The sequence below is a fragment of the Gottfriedia sp. OAE603 genome (assembly GCF_040543965.1).
Classification (GTDB): domain Bacteria; phylum Bacillota; class Bacilli; order Bacillales; family Bacillaceae_G; genus Gottfriedia; species Gottfriedia solisilvae.
On record NZ_JBEUNN010000001.1, the window covers coordinates 3,532,092 to 3,548,274 of the forward strand.

Consider the following 16,183-nt stretch of genomic DNA (forward strand, 5'->3'; position numbering starts at 1 on the left):
ATATTCCTCCCCCTTAAAGAGATGTTTTTAATTGATCTGTTAAGTTAAATTCTTCTCCATTTATTTCGATCGTTAGTGGAGGCCCTGATTGTTTAGTCACGGTGATTGATCTATGCGTTATTGTAAATGAAAGTACTGATCCTTGCCATTGAAACGGAAAAGATAACTTTTCCCATTCTGATGGTAATTTTGGGCTAATCTTTAAACGATTAATATCCATAGAGATATTTGCAAAACCGAAGATTGTTGCTAACCAATTTGCTCCAAGCGATGCAGCATGAAGTCCTTCATCAGATGACTTTGGATTAGGACCTAAATCAATTAAACATGCTTCTTGGAAAAAGCGATAAGAATTTTCTTGATCACCACAACGAGCAGCAACAATCGCATGAATTGCTTTACTTAATGAAGAATCATGAATGGTATGTTCTTCATAATATTGTAAATTCTTTTTCACAACCTCTTCCGGGAATAATTCCGGGAAAAGATACAATAGCATAACGACATCTGCTTGTTTTAAGATTTGCATTTCATTTACTTCTTGTCGAGAGTAATCAAGTAAGATCCCTTGACTACCTTGGCTTTGCTTATATGTTGTTAAATCAATTTCAGGTTTTGATAAGAACGTATCATCTTGAGGAATAATATTCTCATCATTTGGCTTAGGTAAGTATAATCTATTCAGAAAATCGGTCGCTTTCTGAATTAAATCAGTATCTACATCATTGAATTTTTCCATATACTGTAGCGCATGCTGCACATTGTAATACGCCATATAATTTGTATAAGCATTATTGTCAATATGCTCAGTATATTCATCTGGTCCTATCACATCTTTTATTGATAGCTGTCCATTATCTTCAGTAGCTCGACTGATCCAAAAACGTGCAGTTTCCTTTAATAATTCAAGACCTTCTTTTGCCATAAAACCTTCGTCTAATGTATTTTGGTAATACTGCACCACTGCATATGCAATATCAGCAACGATATGATGCTCTGCTAATGCTGATGCAACTTTTTGACGTTGACCCGTAATGATATTAATTGCAGCATATTCAGGAGTTTCTTCCTTACCTGTAAAGGCACTTTCCCATGGAAAAAGCGTCCCTTCGTATCCATTAGCAGCTGCTTTTTCTTTTGCTTCATTTATATGCAGATATCGATATCTTAGTAATTTTTTAGCTTTTTCTGGATCTGTGAATAAATGGAATGGTGCAATAAATATTTCTGTATCCCAGAAAACATGTCCTTTATATCCTTCACCAGTTAAACCTTTTGCCGCGACGCTAAAACGTTCATCATGGGCAGGTGTCATTACCTCAATATGATATAGCGAGAAATCGATCGCAAGTTGATCCATCTTTTCGTTCGTTGTAACGACAACTCGCTTTTGTTTCCAAAAATCCTGCCATTTAATCGTATTGCTATCTCTAAGATTGTCATAGCCTTCTGTTAAATATTTTTGAACTGTATTAACTGCTGCACTTGCCGGATCTTCACGTAACATATCATTAGAGGTATAAACTGAACTAATTTTTTCTAATGTAAAAGGCTGTTCAACAACAATTTCCTGCGTGATTGTACCCAATAATTGTCGATTTTTTGCCCCAAAGGAAATGTCACTTTCTTTTCCAAGTATGCAAGATGTTGCTACTGCAATTGTATGATTGCTTTCAGATGTTTTATAAATTCCCTGCATGATCCTTTTATCTAACACTCGTACATTTTCTTCATGTAGATGTTGTTTTCCGAAATTAGACCCTTGTGCATCTATTCCAGTGATGATTTTAATAGTAGCATTTCGATCTAAACTCACAACTTCTACTTTTGAAGCTAATAAATGTAAGTCATCCTTAGAAACAAATCGTTGAAATGTAAGCCTAAAACGTTCTCCACTTCTATTTTGCCATATTACTTCTCTTGTTAATTCTCCTGTTAACATGTTTAAACTACGATCATATGAAAGGACCGTTCCAGTTAACAATGAAAAGATTTCACCGTTTATTTCAATTTTCATCCCAATCACGTCAGGTAGATTTACAAGCTCGGTTGCTTCATTAGGAGTAAATTTATTATAAATACCAGCAATATACATGCCACGTGTTTGCTCTGCATAATGCTCTTCATGACTTGCACGTAGGCCAAGATATCCATTCCCTTGAGCCATTAAGCTTGCATATTTATTTATATAATGTAAATCAAATTGTTTTTCGTTTAATTCTTGTACTATATTCATAAAGTTACACTCTCACCTTTTTCAGCTGATTGATAAATTGCTTCTACTAGTTGTTGTATAGCATAACCTTGTTTTCCATCTGCTAACATGACATTCTTACCTAAACAACGATTAACAAAAGCACTCATACTTTTTGAATGGCGATCAGAATCTGCAGTCTCTCTTTTTAAAAGTGAAACAAGTTCTCCTTTTTCATCTGTATAAATCTCTGCTGGAAACATTATTGCACCAGCTTGATCTCCACAGAACTCGACATTCATTTCTGATTTTTCTTTTATATTTAAGGCAAAAGATGTTTCTAACTGTAACAAACTTCCATTCTCTAACTCAATATGTGAAAATAACGAGTCTTCTACTCCGAATTTGGTTGGATCCCATTTTCCGAAAGACCCTTCACTTTTCTTATTACCAATTTTTTGAAACGTTTTTGCAGTTACTTTTTTAATGTTTGGATAACCCAAAATGTAAAGGGCCGCATCAAGCATATGAATGCCTAAATCGATTAGTGGACCTCCACCTTGAATCTCTTTATTTGTAAAGCTTCCCCACCCAGGAATACCATTTCGTCTTAATGCCTTTACTTTTACAAAATAAATATCTCCAAGCATGCCTTCGTCTACTTTTTCTTTTAAAATGGTTACATCATCTGCGAACCGATGGTGAAAATCGTACGCAAGTACTTTTCCTTTTGCAATAGCCGTCTCATACATGATCCTTGCATCATCAGCTTTAATCGAAGGGGGTTTCTCACAAAATACATCGCAATCATTTTCTAATGCTTGCATGACATTTTCAAAGTGAAATAAATTTGGTGTACAAACACTGACTATATCTGGTTTCTCAATTGAATACATTTCTGCTGCATCCGTGTAATAGTTTGGAATGCCATTTCTTTCAGCGAAACTTTTTAATGATTCTTCATTTACACCACATACAGCTACAATTTCTAATTCATCTCTAGTTTTATAGTGAGCGACGTGTACGTTTTCTGCGATCTGTCCACCGCCAATAATAGCAACCTTTTTTTTCATCACTTTAATGCCTCTTTAATATGTTGTAGTGCTTTAATGTATTCTTCTTCTAAGTTATTTCCACGAACTCTACATTCAAATGTAACAAAACCTTCATAGCCGTCACTTTTTAATTGATCAAAGTGCTTTTTGAAATCTAATGCACCACTTCCTGGCTGGAAACGATGATTATCAGCAATATGAATATGTTCAACTAAATCTCTGTTTTGATGTAACGCTTCTGATATTCCATCTTCTTCAATATTCATATGATAAAAGTCTGCGATAATCTTTACGTTCTTTAACTGATTGTCTTCAATATATTTTCGTGCGTCTGCTAAAGTATTAATCATATGATCTTGATAACGATTTAAAGGTTCTAAGAAAATAGTAGTCCCAGTTTCCTCAGCAACTTTATCCAAGTATATTAAAGATTCAGTAACTGCTTTTCGATCACCTTCTAAACTTCTTGGCGATGACATTGGAGGCAAGCGGAATGTAAACATGCCCCATGCAGCAGGTACAACAATTCCTTTTCCACCGACTTCTTTTAAAGCGAATAATATATCTTTGATTTCATCTAAGCCTTTTAAACGTCGCTCTTCAATAAAATCACCAATCCAACCACTATATCCGCCACAAGCCGTTGTAACAGGTAAACCAGTTTCTGCGATTGCTACTTTTACTTCATCTAAATGATCAACTAAAAACTTACCATCTATTTCAAAGCCTTCAAATCCAGCCTTTTTTAAGTAGTTAAATTTTTCTTTAATATCTTCTGGGAAAAATGCTTGATTTTGAGTTCCTACTTTCATTGACTTTCACTCCTAAATGAAGGGGAGTGCATGAACACTCCCTTAAATTTCTCTCTTTTTATTCATATATTTTGCTTACACTTCTGATTTGTATTCCAAAATCATGCTGTTCTTATTTTGGAAAATGAACACCCATTTTAATGCTTAGTTCTGGTTTTTGGTCTACAAATTCCATATAAGACTCTGCTACTTCATTAAATGAAACAACTGGTTCAATTAAATCTTCGCAATTTAAATAACCATTCATTAATAATTCCCAACATGTATTTTCAATACGTTTTCTAGACCAACGTGGATAATCAGGATTCGGTTCACTACTACCACGAGAGAATACAATTTTTGCATTGTTAAAGTGAGCTTCACGACCAAGATTAAATCCTTCTGGGAAAGGTTTTGCAAAAGCAACGTAAGAAATTGTTCCTCCGTATGCAATACCTCTTAGAGCTGCTTGTAGCGCACCGGCATTCCCACTAGTTTCAATAATTGAATCCGCACCTAATTTATCAGTTAGTTTCTTAATTTCATAACCTAAATCACATTTTGTTGGATCGAAGCAATAGTCCGCACCATTCTTTAATGCTATATCACAACGATGACTAATTGGATCAACGCCGATTACAATACTAGCACCTGCTCTTTTTGCTAATTGAATCGCAATTTGACCAATTGCACCTAAACCAACGACTACTACAAAATCTCCTGCACGAACATTTGCATCACGTACGCCACTCATTGCAAATTGAGCTGGATCATAATAAACTGCATTCTTCCATGAAGATCCTTCTGGCATTTTACGTAGTTTATAGTTATCTACAGCATTTACAATAACCGTTTCCATTATTGGTCCATACGTACAAACTTGATCTCCAAGCTTGTACTCTGTAACGTCCGCTCCAATTTCACAAATACTGCCGACAACCATATTCCCTAGTTGAAACTCTCCAAAAACAATCCCACGTGCTGCACCTTCTGCTCGAGGCATAAACATTTTCCACTCTTCATTGAACTCTTCATCAATAAATGGACTAACTCCTCTAAAATCAACAACTTCTGTACCATGTTTTGGTGATGCGAATTCAACTTTAATTTTCACTTCATTTGCTTGTACTGGACGATCTTCATATTCCACTAACGCTGCTACTCTTGGTTCAACTGCTACTAATTTCTTCATCTATACTTCATCCTCTCAAGTAAACCTGTAAATTTTAACCTTTTACTCCGCCTTCAGTTAAGTTACCTTTAATAAAGCGCTCTGATAAAGCATACATTCCGACAACAGGTAATGCTGTTACTAAAGATGCTGCCATCATACGTCCCCATACATAATCTGGAGTACTAAATAAAGTATTTAATCCAATTGGTAAAGTAAAGTTTTCTGAACTCGATAAGAAAATTGATGCGAATAAATAATCATTCCATGCAATCATAAACGCGTATACAAATACTGAAACAATACCTGAAATTGATAATGGAATGATGATGTAGAAAATGATTTTTAAACGACTTAACCCGTCAATCATCGCCGCTTCTTCTAAATCTTCAGGAATTGTATCGAAATAACTCTTTAACATGAATATGGCCGTTGGTAATGTTTGAACGATCATCGTAATAATTAATGCCAGCCTAGTATCATATAGCCCTAAACCTGAAATGATTTTAAATAAAGGAACAACTAACAAAATGCCAGAGAACATGTAAACGGTATAAAAACTAGCATTAATTGTGACTCTTCCTTTGAACTTTAATTTTGATAAGGCATATGCTCCCAAAATACCGAATGCAACTGAAATTGAAGCTGCAATTAAAGCAACAATTAAACTATTTTTGAAATAGTTTATATACGGGAAAATTGTTGGATTAAAAATATCGATATAATGCTGAAATGTCCATACTTTTGGAAGTAATGTAGGACTCGTTGAAATTGCTTCTTTTGAACTCTTTAATGACGTCATCAGCATGATAAAGAATGGAAATAACATAACCCCTAAAAGTAAAATTAAACCAATATAGAAACCTGTTTTTTTCAATAATTTATTTTTCTTACTAGTTACTGCCATTTAAGTTCACCCTCTTTCTTGCTACGATAATTACAATAAATAGAATGATAAATAGGATTACAGAAATTGAACTTGCTTTACCTAAATCATTGAAAGCAAACGCCGTTTCGTATAAGTAAATCCCTAGAATATTTACTTTGTTTGTTAATAAGAAAACATCTGTAAACATGTAGAACATCCAAATAAAACGTAAAGTTAACACCGTTAATAATACAGGCATAATCGCGGGTAATGTGACAACTTTAAATTTTTGCCATAATGTAGCCCCATCAATATCTGCTGCTTCAAATAAAGACTTATCAATTGTTTGTAAGATCGCTAAGAACGAGATAAATGCATATGGGAAGTACTTCCATATCGCAAAAATAACGACTACTAAAAAGCTACTAACTGGGTTATCAAACCATAACGGTGCATTTTTAAAAATATGAAACACATCAGTACCTAAATAGTTAACAATTCCGTAGCTATTGTTAAACATATACTTCCATGCAAACACCAATGAAATCGAAGGTGTAACATAAGATAAAATAATTAAAGATCTTGCAGTTTTACGAAATTTAAACGGACGATTAAAGAATAAAGCGATTGCAAGTCCTAATCCAGTACTTCCAATAACTGTTAGAACTGTATACAAAATTGTCAGCCCTAGTGATTTATAAAACGCTGCATCTTTCATAATGTCTGAGTAGTTTTTAAAACCAACAAAATCTGCTGGTAATCTTGGATTAATTGGTTGATCGAAAAAGCTAATTTTTATATTAGATAACATCGGATATGCAACAAGCAGTAATACTAATAAAATAGCTGGTAAAAGAAGTACTAGCGCTAATTTAATATCCGATTTTTTTTTGGCAATCGTTTTCATAGGACCTCCTAAAGACAATCTAATCAATCATTTGATAGATGATTGTTGATAAAAGAAAAAGTTGTTTAAAAAGCAACTTAGCTTGCTTTTCAAGCGTTCGTTCTTCTTAAACAACTTCGGCATTCAAGAAATCATACTCTTATATACCTTGAATTGAATGAGTGATGATTTTTTATTTAAGTACTTCTTTTAATTTAGATTCTGCTACTTTAACAGCAGCATCTACACTTTGACCGCCAACTGTAATGGCATTAATTAGTTTAGCAACTGCTCCTGAGCTTGTTACATCACCCATTTTTAAGAAGTTCTTGTTATCCACAAGTCCGAAAACTTGAACATCTTCAAATGCACTTGCAATTTCCGTTGATAATTCACCGAATGAATTAACGACTTTATTTTCTTTGTACTCTGTGCTTTCAGTTACATCTTTATTTACTGGTTGAGAACCACCTGGAGACATTAATACTAATTTTGTATTGTTTTCAGGCTCTGCCATAAATTCTAAAAACTTCTCAGCAGCTGCTTTTTGATCATCTTCTAAACCTGAAGACACTGTGTAAGCAGAAACTGTTCCATATACTGCTTTAGATTTTTCAGTTGGAATAGCAAATCCAATATTATCAGTAGTGCCTTCTTCATATACTGAAGGAAGGATATATGTTGAATAGATAGCCATTGGTGTTGATCCGTTCATAAATGCATCTTTAACTTCAGTTACATCATTTGAACCTGGCATTGTATACCCTGATAATTCTTTATAGAAATTAAGTGCTTCTTTCATTTCTGGTGTATCTAATGCTAATTTGCCTTTTGCATTTAGCATATTTGCATTGTTAGATAATGCAAATTGAGAAAATGCCTGTTCAGAGAATCCACCTTCTACTGTTGGAATAGCAATACCGAATTTTTTATTTCCTTTATCCGTGAAAGCTTTTGCAACTTTTAAAATATCATCCCAATTTTTAGGCTCTTCAAAACCTTTGTCTGAAAGCATTTTTTTGTTATACCAAATACCTTGTACCCAACCACTAATTGGAACACCAGTAAAGTCTTTACCGTCTTCAGTTTTTAATAATTTTAAAGCACCTTCGTAATACTTATCTTCGCCCACTTTAGAGATAATCTTTTTAATAGATTCTTTATCAATTAATTCATCCTTGTCCATAACTTTTGCGTAGTCTTGGCCAACTTCGATCACTGCTGGAAGTTTTCCAGAGCTTGCTAACGTTACAACTTTCGTGTTGTAAGCATCCTCTTCTACAGGTACTTGTTTTACTTTTATACCTGGATTTGCTTTTTCAAATTTTGTAATTAAATCAGTGATGACAGCTAGACGTTCTTGTTCAACTGAAGAGTGCATAAATTCAATTGTTACTTTACCGTCTTCTTTTTTTCCACCACCGCAAGCTGTTAAGCCAATTGCTAACATTAAAACTAAGAACATACTTAAAGCTTTTTTCATTTGTTTCCCCTCCTAGTTTATTGGTTTTAACCAAAGGAACTGGTATGAATTCAAAGTGATGTTATCTTTAAATTCTTTAACTTCTCCAGTGATAATATTCATATATTTCCCATTCAAATTGCAGTTTACTTCTTCGCTCGATAAATTGTGAAGAATGAGTATGCTATCGTCTTGTTTTACACGCTTGATTGCAAAAATCTTTTCTCCTAAATCAAGTACCTCCATACTTACATTTGGATGGAACAATGATTCATCTTTACGAGCTTTTATCATTTTAGTTAGACCTGAAAACACTTTAAATCTAAGTGACTCTCCATTATTTAATTCTGTTAGGATTTCATCTAAATCGTATTTTTGACGATTAATCGATCGATTCATTCCAGTTTGTTCAACGCCTTTATAATCGTTTCTTGAACCTAGCATACTTTGAATGTAAACGGCTGGAACACCTGGGAAAGTTAATAGAATCGAATGTGCTAGCAAGAATCTTTTGACGCGCAAGTCATCACTATAAGATTGTTTATTTAATGCATCTAAGTAAGTTACATTAATTTCATATGGGCTTTCACTACCATCTGAATTCTTCTTATAATTTACTAATGCACCTTCTTGTTTTAAATCATTAACAAGTGATAAAATTTCTTCTTCCGCTATAATTCCTCTAATTGGATTTAATCCAATTCCATCATGTGAAGCTAGGAAATTGAAGAAAGTCGAATCTTTTCCAGAGCCACCCAGTTGTTTCGCCCAGTTTGTTAAAACGTTTCCATTTTCATTATGAAGTGAGTAAAGAACTAATGGTGGAAGTGGGAATTGATAAACCATATGCGCTTCATCATTTCCATTACCAAAATAAGAAATATTATCTAAGTGCGGTACATTCGTTTCAGTGATCATGACTGTACCTCTTGCAGCTTCGTCTAAAATATCGCGGAACAATTTAACGATTTCATGTGTTTTTTCAAGATGGATACATGACGTTCCTACTTCTTTCCACATATAACCAACCGCATCTAGTCTTACGTACTCTGCACCTTGCTCTAGATAGAATAGTAAAACATCAATCATATCTACTAATACTTGTGGATTACTAAAATTCAAATCAATTTGATCATCACTAAAAGTAGTCCATATATATTTTTCTTCGCCATTTGCTAATTTAAATTTTGAAAGTAACGGAAGAGCCCTTGGTCTTGTTACAGAGCTTAAGTCAATTGATGGATCCATTTCAATGAAGTAGTTATCATATTTAGGATTTCCTTTTAAATATTCTTGGAACCAATCGCTCTTAGCTGAAATATGGTTACATACATAATCAAACATGATTCTAGCTGAAGCTGATAAGTTTTCTACATTTGACCAATCCCCTAAAACAGGATTGACTTTTTTGTAATCAATAACTGAAAAACCATCGTCTGAAGAGTAAGGATAAAACGGTAAAATATGAACGATTTCAAACTTGTTTGCCAAATGCTCATCGAACATTTTTTTAAACGTTTCAAGCGTTGGGACACCAGTTTCACTAAATTGATCTCCATAAGTTATTAAAACAACGTCTGACTCATCCCAACCTTGTTTTCTTTGTCTCAAACCTTTATCTTTCGCTTCATTTAGCCTTTTTATAATCGCATTATAAATACTATTTATATCTTCATTTTCATAAATAAAAGTTAGTCTTTCTTTTAATTTATTCATACGATTCCTCCTTGTGGTATCGCTCCCACAATTTGATAAAAATGTTTATGGTACCGCTCCCAAATCAAATATATTATAGAAAGCGCTTACTGTCAATTTATAACTTTTAGAAAAAATACTATTTATTTTTAGTAAATAAATTTACTTTTTCAGAATAATAATTTGCAGAATTATTTTATTAAGGCATTATTTTTTTATTGCTACTTTTTGCAATTCTCCATATAATGAGTCCTAACAACGTATTGAATTTTTTTCTAAATGAATATATATAATTACTTATTAAAGTATTAACAAAAGTATTTTTACCGTATTATATTTAATTATACATTCAATGGACCTATTTATTATCAATATGTAAAAATAGATTACCTTCTATTTTATCAATATAGTTTCTTACGCAATAATTCCATTGTATTTAAGCAACATAAAGATTGTTTTTTTACCATTTTTATGGTAAAAATGGTAACGTTTTTATCGTTTATTATACAATGACATATGGAAAAATTAATATTTAGAGGAGAATACAAATTGGGCCCAACTATTTATGATATAGCTCGTGTAGCAAAAGTGTCTAAGTCCACTGTATCCCGAGTACTTAATAATAAAAGTAATATTTCAGAAGAAAGTCGAACGCGTGTGATGAAGGCAATTGAAGAATTAAATTACCAGCCTAGTAAATTAGCTAGAGCCCTTACATCATCCGGATTTGATGCAATAATGGTCATGTCCCGCTCTACTAAAACAACTGCCGGGAACACATTCTTCTCTGAAATTATTCACTCTATTTCTATGAGAGCAGAGGAAGAAAATTTTGATGTTATATTACAAACATCGAAAAATAGTAAAGATGAATTAGAAAAGTGTATTGCTAAAATACGTGGACGAATGATTAAGGGAATATTAATGTTAAGTTCGCCTGCAAACGAGGATTTCTTTAATGAACTAGACAAATATGACATACCGATTGTCGTAATTGGAAAACTTGAAGAAGACTTCCAAAATATTTATTCTGTTGATACTGACAACTTTAAGGATAGCTATGATTTAGTACAGCATTTGATTGACAATGGACATCGTGATATTGCATGTCTTCACTCATCATTGGACTATCATGTATCAATAGATCGTTTAGAGGGGTATAAAAAATGTTTAATGGATAATGGTATTCCACTTAGAACAGATCGAATCATTGATAGTGGTTATACGATGGAACAGGCTTATGATGCCTCAGAAAAATTATTAACATCTGATGAGCTTCCAACTGCAATTTTTGCGATAGATGACTTAAAAATCATAGGTTTATATAATACAGCTGCAAAACTAGGAATTTCAATTCCAAAAGATATATCCATAGTAGGATACAATAATGGCATTTTTTCACCACTACTATCACCACCTTTAACAGGTATTGAAGTCCCTATTATCAAATTAGGTGAAGTAGCTACTAACTTACTATTTTCAATCATTAAAAAGCAAGATGACCAGCAAAAACCCATTATTGTTCCTACAAAAATATTAGAGCAGAAATCAGTCACTACTATTCATTCATAATATAAAAAAAGGTTGCATATAAAAATGCAACCTTTCACTTTGTAAAATTTGCAGATAAAATACAAAAGCTAAGAGATTCTGACTGAATTGCAACCTATTTTACTGGTTATCTTTATATAATACTAAATTCGCATACTTTAAGAATCTGATTAATTTTATAAATACATAGAACATACCAATCAGAAAAACGATAAAGAAGAGTGGTCCAGCAGCAAAAGAAATATTTATTTCACTATTTCCATAAAACAAAATTCCCAAGAACGGAATGATTCCAATCACATTATAAAACATCATTAACTTTAATATTTTCTTTGATTTTATTTGGAGAGTAGCATCTTCAATTTTAATTGCCTCATGTTCAATCCCCTTAAATAAATAATAAACACAAAATAAATACAATGTTGTAATTGTTAAGGTAAAAATCAATGCAAATATTTTTTCATGTACAGCTTGGACATCATTTAATACATTGTTTAGTATTGATGAATGGTCAATAAAGGACTCTATGATTGAAAGGATAATTAATAATCTACTAGAATTCTTTACAAACGTAAAGTACTCACTAGACAGCGAATTAGCCAGACTATTTGCACCTAAATAAAAGAATATATATCCTATAAAATCAGGTAATACGTTCACATTTATCACATTAATATTAAAAAAGATAAAAATAAAACCAATAATCAATTGATTAAAACCCATGGAACCTCCTACTAATTAAACGTCGATTTTTTAGAGCCATACTGGTAGTATAATACTATATCTGGATGAGAGTAGGGATTTTTTGAGAAATACACATAAAATCATAAAAATATATACATTAATAACGGGAATCATTGCACTTTATATTTTATACACATATATAGATTTATCCTCTCAATCTACTATTATTACTAACTCAAAAACTTTTTCGATTGATCAGATAAGCCTTACAAAGCAACAGCAACTCTACGAAAAGAAACTATTAAACTTAGGTTTTTCGAAAAGTACAATTTCAGGTATGACAGATGAGGAAGTTCAACAATATGCTAGAATAAACGGTAAAATTGTTGATCAGATTGACCTATATTTAATCATTAAAGATGGAATTGAAGACCATATATCAAAAAAAGAATATCAAAACTATTTAACAAAACACAAAAACTATAATTTCTCATCTACTAAGCTTGAACGTATTAATTTAAAGCTAATTTACGAAGGCAATAATAAATTTATGTATATCACTGAGCACCATTTTGATTATAGTCCTACGAATCTATCTCCGATGAAAATCGAGCTTCAATATTATCCTAATTACACATTACTAAATACAGTCGGCAAACAATTTTATTGGACAGCATCAAGTTTTGATTCATCAAACGTTAAAAAGAGTAAAGTAAGTAATGCTAGTCAAAATGCGCCTATGCCAAATGGTACGGATGAAGAATTTGACTTTTTCGAGTCAGACTCACTTAGTACATTTTACTTTCCGAAATGGAAAAAACCGAACTTATTTGAAGATGTTGTAGGGTATCATTTCTTCACGATTTCTGAATTTGAAGTCCCAAAAGATATATTAATTGTCAGTGTCTTTATACAAGGTAACAATCCAAACTTATCTCAGCAATTACAATATGCATTTGAAGATAAATAACAATGAAACCATTCGGCAAAAATAATTAACTGGTTCAGTTTAAGCATTCAAAAAGATAATTAGATAAGTATAAAGAGGACCAAATCACATGATTTGGTCCTTTTGTTTTTATTGTGAAATCATATCACAGAAAACAACTTACTATTTGAAACTTGGCAACCCCTGCTCAAATACTAAGAAGTAACCTACAATTTTTGAATAAATATAAAATAGGTACTTAGAGTCTATTTAATACCACATGATGATTGGAACGGAAGGTGCTCGACTCCTATGGGAGATGCGGGACAGGTGAGACCCCGCAGGAGTGAATGCGACGAGGAGGCTCAGCGCACACCCCATGGAAAGCGAGCATCCTGAAGTGGAAATCAACGCCTTCTCTTTTTTAAAATTATAAAGTAGCGTCTCTTTGTCAAATAGACTCATAAGACAGCCCTTAAAATTCAAATTATATTGTTATTTTAGTTTTTAACATGTGATATTTTCATTTACTAAATTGCTGTGTTATTTAAAGTTTATATACTTATTTTTTTCCAAAGCTCAATTGCCAAGACACTCCAAATTGATCATTTACCCATGCAAATTTCTCGCTAAACGGATAAGCAGCTAAAGGCATTAATACCTCGCCATCTTGGCTTAATTTTTCAAATGCATTGTCTAATTCCTCTTCAGATTCACAAGTTACATAAAGTGATACAGAAGGTGTGAAGGTAAATTTATGCTTTACTGTACTATCAATACACATAAACTGTTGACCATTTAGTGTAAATGTAGCATGAATAACTTTTCCTTCAAACTCGCCCATATCTGCTCCATAGTGAGTAATATTGACTACTTCTGAATTATTAAATAAAGACATATAATAATTCATTGCTTCTTCAGCTTTACCTTCAAACATTAAGAAAGTCGTAATTTTTTGCATAGAAAACTCATACTCCTCTATTTTTATTTTACTATTCCACTTAATTTATCATTTAAAATTTTGAATACATTACTTATTGTTTCTTTTGGTACCTTACTAAATTGATCTCCTAGACTAATCTCACAATAACAGCAATTTTCGTCAATCGGTCTTAGATTACCTGTTATTCCAATATTAGTTTCCTCATAAACGTCAATTAATATTGATTTCACATTTTCGATTGGTGCTTCAAAATGTACATGGAACATATTAGACACAGGAATTGAAGGTAAAGTTGTCGTAGCTTTACATTCATTAAATAACCTAGCAAGCTCAATTGCATTTTCATAGTAAGTAGCCATTTTATGAATTCGCTTATCAAAATAATAATCAGCAGCAATAATATACGGATACAAACTGATTAAATCGCCACCATGGCGTCTTTTCCAAATCTTAGACTCCTCAATAAAGTCCTGATCTCCAGCAAGTATAGCCCCTGCTAGTCCACCAATTCCCTTATAAAAAGACACATAAACACTATCAAACAACTGACAAACTTCTGCTGCTGTCTTTTGATAGTATGGCAGTATTTCAAACAGTCTTGCGCCATCTAATTGCAGCTTAATTCCTTTCTCACGACAATATGTAGAAATCGATTCTAATACTTCAAAATCTGGCAATTGCCCACCAATCTCGCGTTGAGGTAATTCAATTAGTAAGCATGAAATATCTTCTTCTAATGATAAAACATCCTCTAACTCAATTAGTCTATTTTTATCCGCCAATAATATCGGCTCAATGTGATGTAATTCTTTTAATCCATCTTCCTCATGTATCTCCAAGTGACTCAGTGGATGATACGCAACTTTATGTATCCCATTTCGATCACACCATATTCTTAACGCTATTTGCTGAGCCATCGTACCACTCGGAAAAAATACCGCTGCATCTTTCCCTAAATAGGTAGCCATCTTTTCCTGAAAATCTTCAATGACTTTACCATTTCCATATACATCGCTTTCGTAATCTTCGTCATAACTACTTAGCGCCTCTTTTAACACCTGAAAATCTCTCGGTCCATGTCCAACTAATTGGTATTTTGTACGTTTAAAAGCTTCTAAAAATGCATTCTCAGTCATAGTAACTCTCCCTTTCATCTTGGGGAAACTAATTCTTTCCTACATATACGATTCTCCAAATTGATTACGAATTCCTTGCATTCAAACAACTAATATACTAAGTGATAAACCAAAAACCTTTCATTTTGATTGCGTTCATATAATCCCGGAATAATGATTTCTTTCTTCAATTCCAACGCAGTCTGGTATTCTAAAAAATAAATATATTCATCAGAGACATAATATAACACTACTTCAATTTCTCTTCTCGTTTTCTCTACTGATAACAATATATTTTTAATAATTTTCATGAAAATTTGTATAGAAAAAGGATTAAAAAAGTAAAAATGATTTTCTAAAGGTTGTATTTCATAATTCTCTGCCAAACAATGATAGAACTGAATTTTCTTATCATCTTTCTTTACATAATGTTTCTTATTTTGGATTGCCTCCAAATAAAACGTCTCATTCATTTCAATCCCAATAACTGACGAATTAAATAAGTAATGAATATAAAAATTTAATCGTCCCTTTCCACAACCGAAATCAACAATGCGATCGGTGCTTTTTAGTTCATACTGTTTGAATAAGATTTCTAGCGCAACATAAGGCGTAGGTTCATAACGATGATAATGCAAAGATTCATTAAACCCAACTTGCTCGCCTTCAGTTTTAATATTTAGTAATTCATCATAATACTTTTCTTTCATTTATTTCCTACCATCCAATTTCTTAAAATCTCTCTCTTTAAATCATAAAGGTTTTTAAGAAACTATCAAAGAGGAAAGAAAAAAAAGCGTGTTCATTAAACACGCTTTTTGATTATATAGAAAAGAATTA

14 protein-coding genes are annotated in these 16,183 nt (G+C 32.6%); 2 read left to right on the forward strand and 12 right to left on the reverse strand.

Going from position 1 to position 16,183, the window contains the following annotated elements; genetic code table 11:
- Positions 1-13 precede the first annotated feature (13 nt).
- From ABID96_RS18005 to ABID96_RS18040, 8 genes are all read right to left on the reverse strand, one after another.
- The gene (locus ABID96_RS18005; protein WP_192603925.1) at positions 14-2,236 is read right to left on the reverse strand and encodes a glycoside hydrolase family 65 protein; all 2,223 of its coding nucleotides are present in this window, start codon (positions 2,234-2,236) and stop codon (positions 14-16) included.
- On the reverse strand, positions 2,233-3,267 hold the full coding sequence (locus tag ABID96_RS18010) for a Gfo/Idh/MocA family protein (RefSeq protein WP_192603989.1): 1,035 nt from the start codon (positions 3,265-3,267) through the stop codon (positions 2,233-2,235). The genes ABID96_RS18005 and ABID96_RS18010 overlap by 4 nt, the downstream gene beginning before the upstream one ends.
- Positions 3,267-4,061 (reverse strand): sugar phosphate isomerase/epimerase family protein, encoded by a 795-nt coding sequence (locus ABID96_RS18015; RefSeq protein WP_192603924.1) that lies wholly within the window; start codon positions 4,059-4,061, stop codon positions 3,267-3,269. Before ABID96_RS18015 ends, ABID96_RS18010 begins: the two co-directional genes overlap by 1 nt.
- A gap of 112 nt (positions 4,062-4,173) precedes the next feature.
- Positions 4,174-5,232 (reverse strand): zinc-dependent alcohol dehydrogenase, encoded by a 1,059-nt coding sequence (locus tag ABID96_RS18020; RefSeq protein ID WP_192603923.1) that lies wholly within the window; start codon positions 5,230-5,232, stop codon positions 4,174-4,176.
- A gap of 34 nt (positions 5,233-5,266) precedes the next feature.
- Positions 5,267-6,118 carry a carbohydrate ABC transporter permease gene (locus tag ABID96_RS18025; RefSeq protein ID WP_192603922.1) on the reverse strand — a complete coding sequence of 284 codons (852 nt, stop codon included), beginning with the start codon at positions 6,116-6,118 and terminating at the stop codon, positions 5,267-5,269.
- Positions 6,105-6,986 carry a carbohydrate ABC transporter permease gene (locus ABID96_RS18030; protein WP_192603921.1) on the reverse strand — a complete coding sequence of 294 codons (882 nt, stop codon included), beginning with the start codon at positions 6,984-6,986 and terminating at the stop codon, positions 6,105-6,107. Before ABID96_RS18030 ends, ABID96_RS18025 begins: the two co-directional genes overlap by 14 nt.
- A gap of 172 nt (positions 6,987-7,158) precedes the next feature.
- Complete coding sequence (locus ABID96_RS18035) at positions 7,159-8,448, reverse strand: ABC transporter substrate-binding protein (RefSeq protein WP_192603920.1); 1,290 nt, start codon at positions 8,446-8,448, stop codon at positions 7,159-7,161.
- Positions 8,449-8,460: 12 nt separating this feature from the next.
- Positions 8,461-10,143 (reverse strand): alpha-amylase family glycosyl hydrolase, encoded by a 1,683-nt coding sequence (locus tag ABID96_RS18040; RefSeq protein WP_192603919.1) that lies wholly within the window; start codon positions 10,141-10,143, stop codon positions 8,461-8,463.
- A gap of 528 nt (positions 10,144-10,671) precedes the next feature.
- On the opposite strand from ABID96_RS18040, the gene ABID96_RS18045 reads away from it, so the two are divergent.
- Complete coding sequence (locus tag ABID96_RS18045) at positions 10,672-11,694, forward strand: LacI family DNA-binding transcriptional regulator (RefSeq protein WP_192603918.1); 1,023 nt, start codon at positions 10,672-10,674, stop codon at positions 11,692-11,694.
- Positions 11,695-11,793: 99 nt separating this feature from the next.
- Here the strand turns inward: ABID96_RS18045 and ABID96_RS18050 are convergent, their stop codons facing one another.
- The gene (locus ABID96_RS18050) at positions 11,794-12,396 is read right to left on the reverse strand and encodes a hypothetical protein (RefSeq protein ID WP_192603917.1); all 603 of its coding nucleotides are present in this window, start codon (positions 12,394-12,396) and stop codon (positions 11,794-11,796) included.
- A gap of 82 nt (positions 12,397-12,478) precedes the next feature.
- On the opposite strand from ABID96_RS18050, the gene ABID96_RS18055 reads away from it, so the two are divergent.
- The gene (locus ABID96_RS18055; RefSeq protein ID WP_192603916.1) at positions 12,479-13,327 is read left to right on the forward strand and encodes a hypothetical protein; all 849 of its coding nucleotides are present in this window, start codon (positions 12,479-12,481) and stop codon (positions 13,325-13,327) included.
- Positions 13,328-13,847: 520 nt separating this feature from the next.
- Here the strand turns inward: ABID96_RS18055 and ABID96_RS18060 are convergent.
- The 3 genes from ABID96_RS18060 to ABID96_RS18070 all read right to left on the reverse strand — a co-directional run bounded on the left by ABID96_RS18060 (position 13,848) and on the right by ABID96_RS18070 (position 16,053).
- A complete protein-coding gene (locus ABID96_RS18060) occupies positions 13,848-14,246 on the reverse strand; it encodes a VOC family protein (protein WP_192603915.1) in 399 nt (132 codons plus the stop codon).
- A 23-nt stretch (positions 14,247-14,269) separates the two neighbouring features.
- Positions 14,270-15,364: a threonine aldolase family protein gene (locus ABID96_RS18065; RefSeq protein ID WP_192603914.1), complete on the reverse strand. Its 1,095-nt coding sequence runs from the start codon at positions 15,362-15,364 to the stop codon at positions 14,270-14,272.
- Positions 15,365-15,453: 89 nt separating this feature from the next.
- Positions 15,454-16,053: a methyltransferase gene (locus ABID96_RS18070; protein WP_192603913.1), complete on the reverse strand. Its 600-nt coding sequence runs from the start codon at positions 16,051-16,053 to the stop codon at positions 15,454-15,456.
- Positions 16,054-16,183: the final 130 nt, after the last annotated feature.

Coding starts and splice junctions, on each gene's coding strand:
- ABID96_RS18010 (WP_192603989.1), bottom strand. CDS start 3,267: ATGAAAAAAAAGGTTGCTATTATTGGCGGTGGACAGATCGCAGAAAAC.
- ABID96_RS18020 (WP_192603923.1), bottom strand. CDS start 5,232: ATGAAGAAATTAGTAGCAGTTGAACCAAGAGTAGCAGCGTTAGTGGAA.
- ABID96_RS18025 (WP_192603922.1), bottom strand. CDS start 6,118: ATGGCAGTAACTAGTAAGAAAAATAAATTATTGAAAAAAACAGGTTTC.
- ABID96_RS18070 (WP_192603913.1), bottom strand. CDS start 16,053: ATGAAAGAAAAGTATTATGATGAATTACTAAATATTAAAACTGAAGGC.
- ABID96_RS18060 (WP_192603915.1), bottom strand. CDS start 14,246: ATGCAAAAAATTACGACTTTCTTAATGTTTGAAGGTAAAGCTGAAGAA.
- ABID96_RS18005 (WP_192603925.1), bottom strand. CDS start 2,236: ATGAATATAGTACAAGAATTAAACGAAAAACAATTTGATTTACATTAT.
- ABID96_RS18040 (WP_192603919.1), bottom strand. CDS start 10,143: ATGAATAAATTAAAAGAAAGACTAACTTTTATTTATGAAAATGAAGAT.
- ABID96_RS18050 (WP_192603917.1), bottom strand. CDS start 12,396: ATGGGTTTTAATCAATTGATTATTGGTTTTATTTTTATCTTTTTTAAT.
- ABID96_RS18030 (WP_192603921.1), bottom strand. CDS start 6,986: ATGAAAACGATTGCCAAAAAAAAATCGGATATTAAATTAGCGCTAGTA.
- ABID96_RS18035 (WP_192603920.1), bottom strand. CDS start 8,448: ATGAAAAAAGCTTTAAGTATGTTCTTAGTTTTAATGTTAGCAATTGGC.
- ABID96_RS18015 (WP_192603924.1), bottom strand. CDS start 4,061: ATGAAAGTAGGAACTCAAAATCAAGCATTTTTCCCAGAAGATATTAAA.
- ABID96_RS18065 (WP_192603914.1), bottom strand. CDS start 15,364: ATGACTGAGAATGCATTTTTAGAAGCTTTTAAACGTACAAAATACCAA.